The following is a 15,078-nucleotide window of genomic DNA, read 5'->3' as shown; positions in this document are numbered from 1 at the left end:
CAAGGTCCGCCAGGGCGACACCCTGTTCTCGCTGGCCAAGCAGTACGGCACTTCGGTGGATGCGCTGCGCGCGCTGAACAACCTGAAGGGCAGCGCCCTGAAAGTGGGCGCCCCGATCCGCGTGCCGGGCACCAACGCCCGCGGCTGATCCCCCCGCCTGACCCAACAGCACGGCGCCCACTCGGGCGCCGTTTTTTCAAGCACGCGAAACCGCCAAACTCCTTAAAATAGGCGGTCTTCAGCAGGTAAGAATCAAAGGAAAAAAACATGGGCTTTCTCGCCGGCAAGCGCATTCTCGTCACCGGGGTGCTTTCGAACCGATCCATCGCCTACGGCATTGCGCGTGCCTGTCACCAGCAAGGCGCCGAACTGGCGTTCACCTATGTGGGCGACCGCTTCAAAGACCGCGTAAGCGAATTCGCCGCCGAATTCGGCAGCAAGATCGTGCTGCCTTGCGACGTGGCCGAAGACAGCCAGATCGAAGGCGCCTTCACCGAATTGGCCCAGCACTGGGACGGCCTGGACGGCCTGGTGCACTCCATCGGCTTCGCCCCGCGCGAAGCAATCGCCGGCAACTTCCTGGACGGCCTGTCGCGCGAAGGCTTCCGCATCGCCCACGACATCTCGGCCTACAGCTTCGCCGCGATGGCCAAGGCCGCCCTGCCGCTGATGGAAGGCCGCAACGCGTCGGTGTTGACGCTGACCTACCTGGGCGCCGAACGCGTGGTGCCCAACTACAACACGATGGGCCTGGCCAAGGCGTCGCTGGAAGCCAGCGTGCGCTACCTGGCCACGGCGCTGGGTCCGCGCGGCATCCGCGCCAACGGTATTTCGGCCGGCCCCATCAAGACGCTGGCTGCCAGCGGCATCAAGGATTTCTCGGCCATCCTGAAGTTCGTGGAAGCCCAGGCCCCGCTGCGCCGCAACGTCACCATCGACGACGTGGGCAACGTGGCCGCGTTCATGCTGTCTGACCTGGCTGCCGGCGTCACCGGCGAAATCACGCATGTGGACGCCGGTTTCTCGACCGTCGTCCCGGGCATGGAAGACTGACGCTTCCCAGGGGCGGGACAACCCGCCCCGCCCGCCCGGCCGCTCAGGCCGGCCGCACCACCAGCGTGGACACCTGCACGTCCACCGCCGTCATCAGCTTGTGGATCGGACATTTCTCGGCCACCGCCAGCAACTCGTCGATCTGGGCATCGGATAGGTCGCCGTGCAAGGTCAGCTTGGCCGTCAGCCGGTAGATGCCCTTGCGCTCCTCGCCTGCGTCGCGCACCACCTCCACCCCCACTGACTCCAGCGGCAACTCCTTGCGCTGCGCGTAAACCATCAGCGTCATCGCCTTGCACCCGCCCAGCGCGGTATCGAAATAATCGTGGGGATCCGGGCCTTCGCCCTGCGGCTGCGGCATCGCCAGCGGCAAGTCATGGCCTTCGGCCGTGGCGGTGAACTGCAGCGTGTTCGGCGCATTCTGACGGATGCGGATGCTCATGGGTCGGACCTCCTTCAGGACGGGCGTCCGGCGCGGACACCCCATGCCACCTTGTAGCACTTGCCGCGGCATCTGCTTACTGACGGAAACCTGAACTTATTGCGGCGCGGCCGGTCGGATATCCCTATCCGCATTCACGCACAGACAAAAGAGGGCCACATGAGCGCCAGACAACTTCTTGATCAATTGCTGCAATCGGGCCAAGGCCTGCTGTCCGACGCGACCAACCGCGTGCAGGGTGCGACGGGCGGCTCAGGCGGCAAGGGCTCGTTCCTGACCGGATTGGGCGGCGGCGCGCTGGGCGCGGGCGCCCTGGGGCTGCTGATGGGCAGCAAGAAGGCCCGCAAGATCGGCGGCAAGGTCGCCATGTACGGCGGCATGGCGGCGCTTGGCGCGCTGGCCTACCGTGCCTATGGCGATTGGCAGCGCAACCAGGCCGGCGGCGCGCCAGCCACGCCGCCGCAGACGCTGGACCGCCTGCCCGCCCCCGAGGCCGAGCAGCACAGTACCGCCGTCCTGACCGCCATGATCGGCGCGGCCAAGTCCGACGGACACATCGGGCCCGAAGAGCGCACCCTGCTGGAAACCGAATTGTCCAAGCTGTCGTCCGACGCCCAGGACCGCCGCTGGCTGGAAACCGAACTGTCGCGTCCGCTGGACCCGGCGGCCGTCGCGCAATCGGCCAAGACGCCGGAAATGGCCGCCGAAATGTACCTGGCCAGCCTGCTCGTCGTGGACGAGGAAAGCTATATGGAACGCGCCTACCTGGATGAGCTGGCCCGCCAGCTCAAGCTTGCTCCGGGGCTGAAAGAGCAGTTGGAGCAGCACGCCAAGACGGCGGTCGCGTAAACCGCATGGCAGGCGGGGCCGGACCCTGGCCCCGCGCACTGCCGGGTCAGTCCGCCCGCAGCCCGATCGATTCGGTCAACGCGGTGTAGCGGTCGATGTCGGCATTGATCATCGTCTGAAATTCGCGCGGCGTGCTGCTGGCCGGCGTGAATCCCTGATCGCGCAGCGATGCCTGCACCTCCGGATTGCGCACGATCTTCGACACCGCGGCGTTCAGCTTGTCGACCACGGCCGGCGGCGTGGCGGCCGGCGTCAGCAGGCCGTGCCACTGGTCCAGCGCGTAGCCGGCAACGCCCTGCTCGGCCACCGTCGGCACGGTCGGCATCAGGGGCGACCGGGCGGGTGAGGTCACCGCCAAGGCGCGCAACTTGCCTGCGGCGATCAAGGGCGCGGCGCTGGACGCCGTGACGATGCCCATGCCCACCTGCCCCGCCGTCACGTCGGTCAACGCCGGCCCGCAACCCTTGTACGGCACATGCTGCAAAACGGCGCCCGTCGCCCGCGCCAGCATTTCTCCGGCCAGATGCTGCGGCGTCCCGTTGCCGCAAGAGGCGAACGGCAGAGCCTTGCCCGGCTGGGCCGCAGCCAGCGCGTCGTCCAGCTTTTGCAACGGCGACGTTGCCGGCACCACGAAGACGGACGGCACGAACGCCACGTTGATCACCGCCGCGAAGTCCCGCTTGGGCGCGAAGCCCAGATTCCGGTAGACCCCGGGATTGATCGCGAACGAGCTGTTCACCATCAACAGCGTGTAGCCATCGGGCGGCGCTTCCGCGACGATGCGCGCGCCGATGTTGCCGCTGGCGCCGGGGCGGTTCTCCACCACCACTGGCTGCCCCAGTTGCTCTTGCAGGTTGGCGCCGATGCGGCGCGCCAGCAAATCGGTGCCGCCGCCGGGCGGGAACGTCACGACGATGGTGATCGGGTGCGTGGGATAGGACGCGTCGCCGGGGGCTTCGCCTGAAGGCGAATTGCCGCAGGCCGCCAGCGACAGCGCAAGCAGCGGGAGGGTCGATCGAAGCATACGTTTCATGATGCGGGCCTGTAAGCGCCGCGGCCGCGCCAGCCGGCGCGCCGTGTCGTAAAAAGCCGGCCGGGACCGGCGGAAGGAATCAGGCGTCCAGCCCGATATCCAGCACCTTGGCGCTGTGGGTCAGCCAACCGACGGCGATCTGGTCGACGCCGGTCGCCGCCACCTCGGCGGCCGTCTCGGGCGTGATGCGGCCCGACGCTTCCGTGATGGCCCGACCGCGCGCCATGGCAACGGCGCGGCGCAGATCCTCTAGGCTCATGTTGTCCAGCAGCACCACGTCCACGCCCAGCGACAGCGCCACTTCCAGCTGCGCCAGGGTGTCCACTTCCAGTTCGATCTTGACCATATGGCCGACGCCGGCGCGTGCGCGCTGCACCGCCGTGGCGACATCGCCCGCCAGCGCGATGTGGTTGTCCTTGATCAGGACCGCGTCATCCAGGCCGAAGCGGTGGTTGCTGCCGCCCCCCACGCGCACCGCGTACTTCTGCACGGCGCGCAGGCCCGGCATGGTCTTGCGCGTGCAGGTGACGCGGGCGCCGTAAGCCGAAATGGCGCGGGCAATGGAGGCGGTGGCCGTGGCCACGCCGCTCAGGTGGCACAGGAAATTCAGCGCCACGCGCTCGGCGGTCAGCATGGCGCGGGCATTGCCGCGTATGCGGGCGATTTCCATGCCCGGCCGCAGGTCGCTGCCGTCGGGCTGCGATACGGTAAATGCGATAGCGGGATCCATCGCGCGAAACGCCAGGCGGGCCAGGTCCAGGCCGGCCAACACGCCTTCCTGGCGCGAGACCAGGCGCGTTTCCGCCACGGCGTCTGCCGGCACGATGGCATCGGTGGTGAGGTCGCCGGCGCGACCCAGATCTTCCAGCAAGGCCGCGCGCACCAGCGGCTCCAGCATGACGTCCGGCAAGGGGGGGACAGCCAGGCGGGAGGCGGTCACGGGCGCTTCGGCTTTAATGCTCATTTTGAGTATTTGTGAGTTAAAAAAAGGCGCGCAGAGATTGCGCACCATTTATGCTAAAGACGAGCATAAGCCTTGTCAAGCGTCAAAGTGCACGCGACAGGGGCAATTTGCTGCCGGCGATCGCGCGCTCCAGCAGCACGTCGCGGCGGAATCGGAACAGCTTGGCGGGGCGGCCGGCCGTGCCCGTCGCCATTTCGCCCGTCTCTTCCACCAGCGCCTGCTGCTCGATCAGACGGCGGAAATTCTGTTTGTGCAGGCCTCGCCCGGCCAGCGCTTCCACGGCCAGTTGCAACTGCAGCAAGGTGAATTGCGCGGGCATCAGTTCAAACACCACGGGGCGGTACTTGATCTTGGCGCGCAAGCGGGCGATGCCGGTAGCCAGGATGCGGCGGTGGTCATGGCGCATCGGCTCGCCCGGCAGCACCGCCCGGCCTGCGCCGCGGCGCGCGGCTTCGGGCACCAGGCCGGCTTCGAACAGCAGCTCGTAGCGTTGCAACACCATGTCTTCGTTCCAGGCGGATCCTTCCAGCCCGAAGGTGATGGCGGCGCGCTGATGACGGCGGGCTCGCACGGCCGCATCGGCGCTGTCTTCGCACCAGGCCGCCAGTTGCGGCACGATCAGTTTTTCGACCAGCGCCGGCGTGCCGGCGCGGCGGTCTTCCCACGGGAAATAGCGGTACCAGTCCTGCCAACCCACCTGCGCCACGCCGGTTTCGCCGGCTTCGCGGGTCAGGCCCAGATAGCTGACGGACATGACCCGCGCGCCCGACTCGTCGGAGCGGTCGCCATCGGCGAAGGTGTAGAGCTGCTCGACATAGCCCAGCGGGTGATGCGTCTGCGTTTCCACCCACGCGCGCAGCCCGGCCTGCAAGGACCGGTGAGACAGTTCGAACGGCCCGGCAGGCAAAGCCCGTGCGTCATCCGTCGTCAGCACGCGAGGCTCGCCGTTGGTCACGGCGACAAGCACGGCAACGAGTTCGGCATGGACGGAGCGTTCGACGGATTCGGTCAAGTTCGGCGTAGGAGTTGGAAGTGGAAAAGTCAGGGTTTGGCGTGCGCGACGACGGCATGCGCGGCGCGAACCGAATTATAAGGTTCTGTCCCTGCAACAGCCCCTTGCAAACGTGACATCGCAATCCGCCTCAGCGCCGGCCCGACGGCCTAAGATGAAACCTGAATCAGGCGCGTCGCCATCCTGGGACGCCCGCAAGCGGAGTCGCCAACATGTTGAAACCCGCCCCTGAAGTCCCCACCGAAAAGCCCGCCGCCGCCGAGGAAAAACCGCAGGCTCCCGATCCCCGCAAAGGCACGGGCATCATGCCCATGCCGGACCAGAGCAAGATGGTTGCCGGCATGCCCCGGCGCGGACGCGCCATCGAAGAGCCGGGTGATCCCGGCGTCATCACGCCCGAAGACGACGTGCTGGATACCTCTTACGAGAACCGCAAGGGCTAAGGCAAAGCCCCCCGTTCATCCAACCGGCCTCGGCGCCTGGTCGTCGGGGCCGGTCTCGTCGTCCAGCGCCGCAAAACGCGCTTCCAGGACGTGGGCGAAGGCCTCGGTCACGTCGGACGGCGCGATCTGCGCCGGATACGCCATGCTGACCTGCACGGGCAGGCGTGGCGTGAACGGCCGTATCGCCAGCTGGCCGGAGAACACCCGCGCGATATAGGCGTTGACCACACCCACGCCGCTGCCGGCCGCGGCCAGCGCGCAGATCGTCGACGAATAAGTAGTTTCGATTTCCCCCTGAGGCTGCACGGCACGCGCCCGCATGGCGCCGCGCAATTGCTGGTGCACATCGTCGTCCGCATTCAGCACCAGCAGCCGGCGCGCATTCAGGTCGCCGATGTCGACCGATTCCTGCCCCGCCAGCGCGTGGTCGGGCCGCATGACGCACACCGCCGAACTGCGATGCAAGCGGCGCAGCGACAGGTTCGCGTCGTCCAGTTCCGCCGTGGTGATGACGACGTCGTACGTGCCATGCAGCAAGCCTTCGCGCAGGTACTGGCTGCCGACGGTTTGCATGTTGATGTGCACATCGGGGTACTGCTGCAGGAAGGCTTCCAGCGCAGCGGGCATCACGCCCAGCCCCAGCGCCGGCGTGCACGCCAGCCGCAGCACGCCGGTGCCGCTGCGGCGCATCGCCGCCACGCGGTCCTCGATGCGCTCCAGGCCCGCGAAGTGGCGCTTGACCGTATCGAACAAGTCCTTCGCCTCACGCGTGGGGCGCAAGCGCCCCCGCTCCAGATCGAACAGCTTCACGCCGCAGGCCTGCTGCGCCTGCGCCAGCAGGCGGCTGACCGACGGCTGCGTGGTGCGCAGCATTTGCGCGGCGCCCGTGGTGGTGCCGGTCAGCATCACGGCACGGAAGGCTTCTATCTGGCGAAAGTTCAGGGGCCGGCTCATAGGCGTTCAATGTATAGCAATCTTGCATAGCCTATGACTAAAAAAGAATTTTTTCAAATACATGGCCGCTCCTACACTCGGTTTTCCAAGGGTGCCATCAGACGCGCCCGCCACAGCATCATCCGATAGGGGAAAGACCATGAATCCATACCGTCCCTGGCGCCGCGCGCTGCGCGCCCTGTGCCTGACGGTCGCGGGCGCGGCGCTGCCGTTGGCCGCCCAGGCGCAAGCCAACTACCCCGACCGCCCGCTGCGCATCGTGGTGCCCTTTACCGCCGGCGGCAGTTCCGACATCCAGGGCCGCCTGCTGGCCGAGCACCTGGGCAAGCTGTACGGGCAGTCGGTCGTCGTGGAAAACCGTCCGGGCGCGGGCGGCCACATCGGGGGCAAGTTCGTGGCGGACTCCGGGCCGGACGGCTACACCCTGCTGCTGGGCTCCATCGGCCTTCACGCGACCTATGGGGTGTACAAGTCGCTGAACTACCGGCCCGCCCAGGACTTGAAGGTGATCACCATCGTGGCCGAAATGCCGCACGTCGTGGTCGCCACGCCCGGGCTGCCGGCCAACACGCTGGCCGAACTCACCGCCCTGGCCCGTGCCAAGCCCGAATCGGTCCACTTCGGCTCGGCCGGCGTGGGCTCGTCGGTGCACATGGTGGGCGAGCTCTACAAGATGGCCGCGCAAGCCCCCATCGTGCACATCCCCTATCGCGGCAGCTCCGCCGCCACCAACGACCTGCTGGGCGGGCAGATCGAACTGCTCTTCGAGAACGTGCCCACCACCATCGGCTACATCCAGGCCAACAAGCTCAAGGCCCTGGCGATCACGGGCGCGACCCGCTCGCCCGCCCTGCCCGACGTGCCCACCGCCGCGGAAGCGGGGCTGCCGGGCCTGACGGTCACCTCCTGGACCACGCTGGCGGCCGGCCGCGACGTTCCAGACGCCCTGATCGAAAAGATCAGCGCCGACCTGCGACGCGTCTATGCCGACCCGGCCTTCCGCGCCGGGCTGGAGAAGCTGGGCATGACGCCCGTGGGCAATAGCCCCGCCGAGGCCCGCGCGTTCGTCGAGCGCGAACGGGCGCGCTGGAACAAGGTCATCGAAACCGAACACATCACCGCCGGCTGACGCCGGTGCGCGGCGGCCCGCCGCCGCGCGCCTTCCCACCCCGGGCACCGCCCTTTTCCCCCGAATGCCATCCATGAACCGCATGATCGCCACGCCCATCCCGTGCCGCCGTCTGGGCGCGCGCCCGCACCACCACTTCTTCGGCTACTACAACAAGACCGTCTGGCACCGCGACGGCCGCTACGTGCTGGGCAACCGCACGCCGATGATGGACGCGGTGCTGACGCCGTCGCTGCGCGCCGAAGTGGGCTACTTCGACCGCGAGGACGGCGACCGCTATCACGCGGTGGGGGCCACGACTGCCTGGAACTGGCAGATGGGCTGCCAACTGCAATGGCTGGACGGCGCGACCTCGCCGCAGATGATCTACAACTGCCGCAGCGACGACGACAGCGGCGTCTATCCCGGCTTGCGCTCGGCGATCCACGACGTGGTCACCGGCCAAACGCGCTATCTGCCGCTACCCATCTACGTCGCCGCGCCGAACAGCCGCTACGCGCTGTGCGTGGACTACCGCAGGCTCTACATCACCCACCAGACCATCGGCTATAGCGACAATGCGCCTGTCGAAGTCGCGCGTGCGCCGGCCTACGACGGCATCCACACGCTGGATCTGGCCACGGGCGCGCACCGGCTGCTGGTCAGCTACGCCGACCTGAGCAACTTCCACCCGCGCGCCTCGATGGAACGCGCCATTCACTGGGTCAGCCACATCGAAGTGAACCCGTCGTCGTCGCGCATCCTGTTCCTGCATCGCTGGACCGAGCGCGTGGAAGACGAGACCTGCTTCCTGCACCGCCTGATCACCATGAACGCGGACGGCAGCGACATGCGCCTGCTTGAATGTTCCGACCATCCGCTGCCGCAACTGGCGGACGATTTCGATCCCACCGCCGTGGGCACCTTCGATTACGAGAAATCCGAATACCAGATTTCCCATCCGCTCTGGCGCGACGACCATTCCATCATCGTCTGGGGTCCGCATGCCGGCAGCATCCACTACCACCTGTATGAAGACGCGCCGGACGGCCGTGTGCAAGTCGTGGGCGACGGCGTGTTGACGGAAAACGGGCACATGAGCTTTTCGCCCGCCGATTCCCGCTGGCTGCTGAGCGACACCTATCCGGATGCCGCCACGCATGAACGCATTCTGTTCATCTACGACATGCAGACCGGCCAGCGCCACGCGCTGGGCAGCTTCTACGCCGACCCGGGCCTGTCCAAGGAAAATCGCTGCGACCTGCATCCGCGCTGGAGCCGCGACGGCACGCAGGTATGCATCGATTCCGTGCACGAGAGCGAACGGCAGATGTACGTGCTGGACGTGGCGGCGATCGTGCAGGCGGCAGGCACCGCGGCGGACTAGCCTTCCTGCGCGACCTGGCGCAACGCCTGCTCAAACGCCTCGGGCGGCTGGCCGCCCGACACCAGATACTGGCCGTTGATGATCACCGACGGCACCGACGTGATGCCGAGCTTGCGCCATTCCTCTTCTTCGGCACGCACCTCGTCGGCGTAGCGGCCGCTGGCCAGCACCTCGCGCGCGGCGGCCTCGTCCAGGCCGGCGTCGCGCGCGGCTTCCGCCAGCACGTCCGCATCGCTGGTGTCGTGGTTCAGGTAGTGATAGGTCTGCAGCAGGCTCTTCTTCAGCGCGATCTGTTGCGCCTGGCCTTGCAGGCCGGCCCAATGGATCAGGCGATGCGCATCGAAGGTATTGAAGGAACGGTTGTCGTCGTCCATGCGCATCGGCATGCCAACGGCGGCGGCCCGTTCGCTGATGACCTTGCGGTTCGCCTGCACGCGCTCGCGGTCATACCCGTACTTCGCCATCAGGCGTTCGATGGTGTTCTGCCCGCCGGCGGGCATGTCGGGATTCAATTCAAACGGCCTGAAATGCAACGCGACCTCGGCCGTGCCTTCAAGCCGGCGCATCGCTTCCAGCAGTCCGCCCAGGCCCACCGCGCACCAGGGGCACGCCACGTCGGACACGAAATCGATGGTGATCTTGGCCATGGCCTTCTCCGGAATGCCGACGGATGCCGCAGCGCGCCGCAGCCGTCAGGAAAATGATTGTCGATATTCCAGAGAGTAAATCAAACCTGGCGGGCGCGATGGAACCCCGTTGGGGCGCCACCCGCAAGCGGCCTGGAAAGCCGGCGCGATACCTCCGCCCTGCCTTCCAGGCCGCCGTCCGTCAGGCGCCTACCGGCTTGCCATCCTGGCGGCGCACCACCACGGTCGCCGACCGCGCATCGCCGCCGCCCGCCCGCACCGTATTCCAGTCCTTGTTGGGATGCTGGATGTTGATGAAGAACGTCGTCAGGTCCGGCGTATAAGCGATGCCGGTGATCTCGCAACCCAGCGGCCCCACCAGGAAACGCTTGGACTCGCCCGTCTTCTGGTCGATGTAGTACATCGAGTTATTGCCGAAGATATTGGTGACGTCCGTGCCGGTGCCGGCATCGGTCTGCACCCACAGTCGCCCCTTGGGGTCCACGCGGATGCCGTCCGGGCTGGAGAACTCGTCGCCCTTGATGTTGCCGGTGATGTTCGATGCCGCGCCGTCCGCCGCGTCCTGGCCAGCCAGGAGCAGCAGTTCCCATTCGAACGTGGTGGCCAGCGGCGAATCCCCGCGCTCTTTCCAGCGCACGATGTGGCCGTGGCGATTGGTCACGCGCGGATTGGCGGCGCTGGTGCGGCGGCGGCTGCTGTTGTTGGTCAGCGTGCAATAGACCGTCTTGTCCACGCCCACCGTGATCCACTCGGGGCGGTCCATCAGCGTCGCGCCCGCCACCCGGGCAGCCGCCTTGGTGTTGATGAGCACGTCGGCCTGGCTGTTGAAGTCGATCAGCGTATTGGTGGGGACGTCGGTCGGACGCACCTGCGTGTAGTTGCCCGGATCGATGGCGCCCACGATCAGGTTGTTCTTACCCACCGCCAGTTCCACCCAGTTGCCGCTGCCATCGTCGTTGAAGCGCGCCGCGTACAGCGTACCTTCATCGAGCAGCTTGCTGTTGTTGGCGCGATTGGCCGCGTCAAAGGGCTTGCTGGGCACGAACTTGTAGATGCAGCCCGGCGTGCCGTCGTCGCCCATGTAGAACGCGACGCGGTTGTTCTCGTCAACCATGAAGGCCGTGTTCTCGTGGTCGAAGCGGCCCATCGCCGTGCGCTTGACGGCCGTCGAGCCCGGGGTGCTGGGATCAATCTCGACCACCCAACCATAGCCGTTCTCGGGCTGCGTCGGATCCAGGTAATTGTCGGTCGTCTCTTCGCAGGTCAGGTAGGTGCCCCACGGCGTATTGCCGCTGGCGCAGTTGTTTAGCGTGCCCACCACCGTCGCGCCCACGACCGAGGCGGCCGGGCCGCTCACGTTGTAGACGGTGTTGCCGGTATAGCGCTTGTTGTAGCGGGAATCGGCCTTGACCGCCCACTTGCCATCCTTGTCGCGCGCAATCTCCACGACCGATACGCCCACGTTGGACAGGCGGGTCTTCACGCCTTCGACGGACACGTCCAGCGTGCTGTTGTCGAGGCTCTCGTGGTTCAGCACCAGCAGGCCGCCCTGGTTGGGATCCACCCCGTCCAGCGCATAGAAGTGCATGCCGTCGTGCTGGCCGCCGGCCTGGGTCTCGGTGGCCGGGTACGACTGCGGCACGCCCAGATAACCGGCCGACCCGATCACGCACTTGTCGCCAGCCGAATACAGCACTTCGGCCACATAACCTTCGGGAACCGTGACCGTGTCGGCCACGATCTTGTCTCCCAGCGGCTTGAACGTGACGGAATAATCCGGACCCGGCTCAGGCGTCGGCACAGGCGTCTCGGGCTTGGGTTGTTCCGGCGGCGCAGCCGTGTCGTCGCCATCGTCGTCATCGCTGCTACAGCCGGCCAGTGCGGTTACGCCAAACACCGACAGAACCGACAGCCCGAAACTGTTCTTCAACAGCGTCCGGCGGGTGGGATTGGCGGCGATGATCTCGTCGAACATCTGGCCGGGAACGGTCACTTCCCCTCGGGCTTCACGGGAGGGCGCGCGCAACTTGTCTGTCAGGTAGGACATTTGGATCTCTATGTTTGAGGACTAAACGGCAAGCAATTTGTCAGCTGATTGAAAGTTGGCTGACGAACGGCTGAGAGATTACGAGACCGATATGACAGACTGGAGACGTTCCGATGAATTCATTGCGCACAGTTTTAGGTAGCATGACGTGCATCAGCGGATGATGCACTCAGCCAAGGCGGCCTTCCATGTCTTTCGCGCGTACCTACTTCCTGAACACGCTAAGCGATGATCAACTGGCTGCATTGCTGGGCCGGCGCGAGGACTTTTTCCTTGAGAATGTCGTGGACATGACCGGCACGGTGCGACGCGCGCAGGCAGTGATCGCCCAGGCGGGACTGACCAGCCGGTACCTGCATGAACCCGCCAATCCCTTCTTGAACCTGCACCACGACATCATCGGCGCGATTCCGCTCATCGGGCCGTTGTGGGTGCTGGGACTGGGTGCGCTCAGGCTTGGCCGCCCGGGCGCGGACGTGACTCTCAAGCAAACGGCCGAACAATCCGTCAGCGTGATGTTTTCGCGCAAAACCCGGGGCGCCTGATCAGCGAATGCGCCCTATCGCGAGCGCCGCGCGCGCTTTCCACGCCGCATTTCCACGTTTGTGCGACAGCAAACAAAAAGCCCCTGACTTCTTTCGAAGTCAGGGGCTTTTTTTAATTCTGGCGGACAGAGGGTCAGCCGAACAATAGCCGGAACACCGCATTAATACTCATATCTTTCAGTACGGCAACCGAAAGGTACCCGCAAAAATACCCCTTTCTGTGTGATTGCTTAATTGATAGAGCACCGTACGGCCGCTTACCCGACCCACCGTGACTCTCGCGCTGGACACATCAGGGAGCTGCCGGAGGTCATCGCGATCATTACTACGCCATCTTATGCAGATGTTTAGCGAACTGCTCGACTGTCATGAGCACCTTTCCACGCGGCCGCCACAACGCATTAAATGCCCGCAGAAGGAAGTTCGTTTCGTTGCTGACGACCACATCAGCGCTAAGGAGGGGAACCATTATTTTGATATCGTCGACAGCATTTCGATCCAGCCGAGCGTTTGGAGTCGCGGTAGGCTCCAGCCCCACGTAGACCAAGCCCCGCATACTTTCGGTGAAGTACGGATACCGCTCCTTCGCGGCGGACCAGCGCGCAGCAACTTCTTCCGGCTTCCGCGTTTTCAGGTGCTTTTTAATTACGGATCGACCCAAAGAGTCTACAAGTCGCTCAAACGGGCCGGTCAAGTGCGCAGCTCCGGCGCCTGAGATTATCAATGCAGAGTTGTCGCGCTCCGCTGTTTGCGTAAGTCGCTCGTCTCTCAAGATTGCATGGATGTCATCGTTCGCCCGGCGTGCTTCTTCGAGATGTCGCTTCGCCTTTTCCCAGAGATCCCACGTCCCATCAGGCGGTGCCTGCTCAATATTGACGAACGCTGTGCGAGCATCTTTGGGCGAAAGATTCGGGTTTGCTTGGCGCATCAAATTGCGAATTATCTCCGAATGCCAAACAGTGGCTAGATCGTCCACAAGCTCGCCGCAGGTGTCCCGCATGAAAGGCGCCCACTGCCGCAACAACAACTCGCGCCGTCTGTCGCTGCCGTAGGTGTATACGACCTCCTTCAGAAGTTGATCGGAGTAGATGGCCACTACTTTGCGACGGCGGCACAGCGCACGCATTGGACTACTTTCTAGCAGCTCAAACGTATCCGGGTGGAAGCAGTTGGAATCAAGCACAACACGAAGGGGCATCGAGTGGTTCTCCAGGAGATTGGCAAATGGCCGCCGAACACTGACAGCCGCGCAATTATGGGGCGCTTTGCCGGCGGGGTAGTTTACGGGGGAGGCTGGGAAAAACCTAACCTTCCTAACCGCACATAGCGAATTGGCCGGAGATCCTTTATTCATGCGGGTTTCCGGAGCTTGAGAAAACCTAACCATTTCCTAACCAAAGCCTAACCCGGTTAGGTTTCTATACCCTAACCTTATAAAAAATAGATATCCTTATAAATCAATGCCTTACGGCGTGGTTAGGTTTCAGGTTAGGTCAGGTTAGGTTTTAAACCTAACCAATATTATTCATACAACTCAATAACTTAAACCCGATTTTCAGGCCCGGTTAGGAAGGTTAGGCTTTTCCCTGCCCTTCCCCAAATGATCGTATCGACCTGCGTTGATAGCTAATGGCAACCCGGGCAGAATATGCGCACCCCCGTTTTAAACCCGTTGGAGACATTGTGAGCACACCGTCAAATTTAGAACGATACAAGAAGGACTTCGAGAGGTTAAAAGCCGATGGCAAGTTGCTTGAACAAGCGTTCGCTCGCTCTTGCTACGGAAAAGAATACGACGACAAAATACTGGAGCGTTTCAACGGCGATAAAGAAAAGGCGACCGCTTATCTCAGTGCCCTGCCCAGCTTTTCGCACACCTACCAAAGCTGGTATTCGGAATGTATCGCGCTAATCAAACAGCTTCTTCCGGACCGGTTAAGCGATTTCGTGCGCTTGTATGAAAAACCCAGGGCACGGAAGGAAATCGACTATGAAAGCTACCGCATTGAGGACGCTTTGCAGGGCCTTCAAGTGACGCGTGGGGGGGAAGTGAAAGTGGACGACACTGCTGCTGCCCCTCTGCTCTCCCAACAGAACGCAATCGTCGATTCTCTGAGTCGGCGATTCGAGAGTTCGCTATATGACATTCGCGCGCTCGTTCAAGCCGACTTGCTGGACTCTGAGTTGGATGCTGCCAAGGAGCTGCTCAAGCATAAGTTCACACGGGCCGCTGGGGCAGTCGCGGGTGTCGTCCTCGAAAAGCATTTGCATGAGGTGTGCGTTCACCACAACATCGCTCTTTCTAAGAAGCATCCAACTATCGCAGACTATAACGAGGCATTGAAAACCGCCGGAACCATTGACACATCGCAATGGCGATTCAATCAGCATTTAGCGGATGTACGCAACCTATGCGACCACAACAAGGAAAAAGATCCAACCATTGATCAAGTCTCGGACTTGATCGACGGGGTTACGAAGGTGACAAAAACAATCATGTAGGCAAAATACACCCACGCCTCTATAGCTGAGAATCACGCTGCACGCACTCCGGCATACTGCCGTAAAGGGCGGAAAAGTGGGGCATCCATCCG

General features: G+C 64.0%; 16 protein-coding genes. 8 read left to right on the top strand and 8 right to left on the bottom strand.

The window, feature by feature from the left end:
• Positions 1-148: LysM peptidoglycan-binding domain-containing protein (locus AC27VE_RS22150; RefSeq protein WP_488704969.1), on the top strand; the 148-nt coding region annotated here is incomplete at its 5' end.
• A gap of 119 nt (positions 149-267) precedes the next feature.
• On the top strand, positions 268-1,053 hold the full coding sequence (fabI, locus tag AC27VE_RS22145; RefSeq protein ID WP_006225936.1) for an enoyl-ACP reductase FabI: 786 nt from the start codon (positions 268-270) through the stop codon (positions 1,051-1,053).
• A 43-nt stretch (positions 1,054-1,096) separates the two neighbouring features.
• Here the strand turns inward: fabI and AC27VE_RS22140 are convergent, their stop codons facing one another.
• The gene (locus AC27VE_RS22140) at positions 1,097-1,495 is read right to left on the bottom strand and encodes an OsmC family protein (protein WP_427958853.1); all 399 of its coding nucleotides are present in this window, start codon (positions 1,493-1,495) and stop codon (positions 1,097-1,099) included.
• A gap of 159 nt (positions 1,496-1,654) precedes the next feature.
• Between AC27VE_RS22140 and AC27VE_RS22135 the strand changes: the two genes are divergently transcribed.
• A complete protein-coding gene (locus AC27VE_RS22135) occupies positions 1,655-2,344 on the top strand; it encodes a tellurite resistance TerB family protein (protein WP_006225934.1) in 690 nt (229 codons plus the stop codon).
• A 46-nt stretch (positions 2,345-2,390) separates the two neighbouring features.
• Here the strand turns inward: AC27VE_RS22135 and AC27VE_RS22130 are convergent, their stop codons facing one another.
• The 3 genes from AC27VE_RS22130 to AC27VE_RS22120 all read right to left on the bottom strand — a co-directional run bounded on the left by AC27VE_RS22130 (position 2,391) and on the right by AC27VE_RS22120 (position 5,353).
• The gene (locus AC27VE_RS22130) at positions 2,391-3,377 is read right to left on the bottom strand and encodes a tripartite tricarboxylate transporter substrate binding protein (RefSeq protein WP_488704968.1); all 987 of its coding nucleotides are present in this window, start codon (positions 3,375-3,377) and stop codon (positions 2,391-2,393) included.
• 79 nt (positions 3,378-3,456) lie between these two features.
• Positions 3,457-4,341 carry a carboxylating nicotinate-nucleotide diphosphorylase gene (gene nadC, locus AC27VE_RS22125; RefSeq protein WP_006225932.1) on the bottom strand — a complete coding sequence of 295 codons (885 nt, stop codon included), beginning with the start codon at positions 4,339-4,341 and terminating at the stop codon, positions 3,457-3,459.
• 82 nt (positions 4,342-4,423) lie between these two features.
• Entirely contained in the window at positions 4,424-5,353 is a 930-nt protein-coding gene (locus AC27VE_RS22120) for an NUDIX hydrolase (RefSeq protein ID WP_488704967.1), read from the bottom strand.
• A gap of 212 nt (positions 5,354-5,565) precedes the next feature.
• On the opposite strand from AC27VE_RS22120, the gene AC27VE_RS22115 reads away from it, so the two are divergent.
• Entirely contained in the window at positions 5,566-5,796 is a 231-nt protein-coding gene (locus AC27VE_RS22115; RefSeq protein ID WP_006225930.1) for a hypothetical protein, read from the top strand.
• A gap of 15 nt (positions 5,797-5,811) precedes the next feature.
• Here AC27VE_RS22115 and AC27VE_RS22110 read toward each other — a convergent pair whose 3' ends face one another.
• Positions 5,812-6,750 (bottom strand): LysR substrate-binding domain-containing protein, encoded by a 939-nt coding sequence (locus AC27VE_RS22110; protein ID WP_488704966.1) that lies wholly within the window; start codon positions 6,748-6,750, stop codon positions 5,812-5,814.
• A 139-nt stretch (positions 6,751-6,889) separates the two neighbouring features.
• On the opposite strand from AC27VE_RS22110, the gene AC27VE_RS22105 reads away from it, so the two are divergent.
• Together AC27VE_RS22105 and AC27VE_RS22100 are read left to right on the top strand one after the other, a co-directional pair.
• The gene (locus AC27VE_RS22105; protein WP_488704964.1) at positions 6,890-7,879 is read left to right on the top strand and encodes a Bug family tripartite tricarboxylate transporter substrate binding protein; all 990 of its coding nucleotides are present in this window, start codon (positions 6,890-6,892) and stop codon (positions 7,877-7,879) included.
• 73 nt (positions 7,880-7,952) lie between these two features.
• Positions 7,953-9,245, top strand: a complete 1,293-nt coding sequence (locus AC27VE_RS22100; protein ID WP_488704963.1) for a hypothetical protein — start codon at positions 7,953-7,955, stop codon at positions 9,243-9,245.
• On the opposite strand, the gene AC27VE_RS22095 is transcribed toward AC27VE_RS22100, so the two are convergent.
• Together AC27VE_RS22095 and AC27VE_RS22090 are read right to left on the bottom strand one after the other, a co-directional pair.
• Positions 9,242-9,892, bottom strand: a complete 651-nt coding sequence (locus tag AC27VE_RS22095) for a DsbA family oxidoreductase (protein WP_454676131.1) — start codon at positions 9,890-9,892, stop codon at positions 9,242-9,244. The genes AC27VE_RS22100 and AC27VE_RS22095 overlap by 4 nt on opposite strands.
• A gap of 181 nt (positions 9,893-10,073) precedes the next feature.
• Entirely contained in the window at positions 10,074-11,939 is a 1,866-nt protein-coding gene (locus AC27VE_RS22090) for a PhoX family protein (RefSeq protein WP_488704962.1), read from the bottom strand.
• Between the two features lie 188 nt (positions 11,940-12,127).
• Here AC27VE_RS22090 and AC27VE_RS22085 point away from each other — a divergent pair, with 188 nt between their 5' ends.
• Positions 12,128-12,484 carry a hypothetical protein gene (locus tag AC27VE_RS22085; protein WP_488704961.1) on the top strand — a complete coding sequence of 119 codons (357 nt, stop codon included), beginning with the start codon at positions 12,128-12,130 and terminating at the stop codon, positions 12,482-12,484.
• A gap of 325 nt (positions 12,485-12,809) precedes the next feature.
• Here the strand turns inward: AC27VE_RS22085 and AC27VE_RS22080 are convergent, their stop codons facing one another.
• Positions 12,810-13,682 carry a hypothetical protein gene (locus AC27VE_RS22080; RefSeq protein ID WP_488704960.1) on the bottom strand — a complete coding sequence of 291 codons (873 nt, stop codon included), beginning with the start codon at positions 13,680-13,682 and terminating at the stop codon, positions 12,810-12,812.
• Between the two features lie 485 nt (positions 13,683-14,167).
• On the opposite strand from AC27VE_RS22080, the gene AC27VE_RS22075 reads away from it, so the two are divergent.
• Complete coding sequence (locus AC27VE_RS22075) at positions 14,168-14,986, top strand: hypothetical protein (RefSeq protein WP_488704959.1); 819 nt, start codon at positions 14,168-14,170, stop codon at positions 14,984-14,986.
• Positions 14,987-15,078 lie beyond the last annotated feature (92 nt).

The organism is Achromobacter sp. 18P8.1.1, assembly GCF_057799415.1.
Note: the sequence above shows the minus strand (reverse complement) of the source record. Positions and strands in the feature narration are given on the sequence as shown.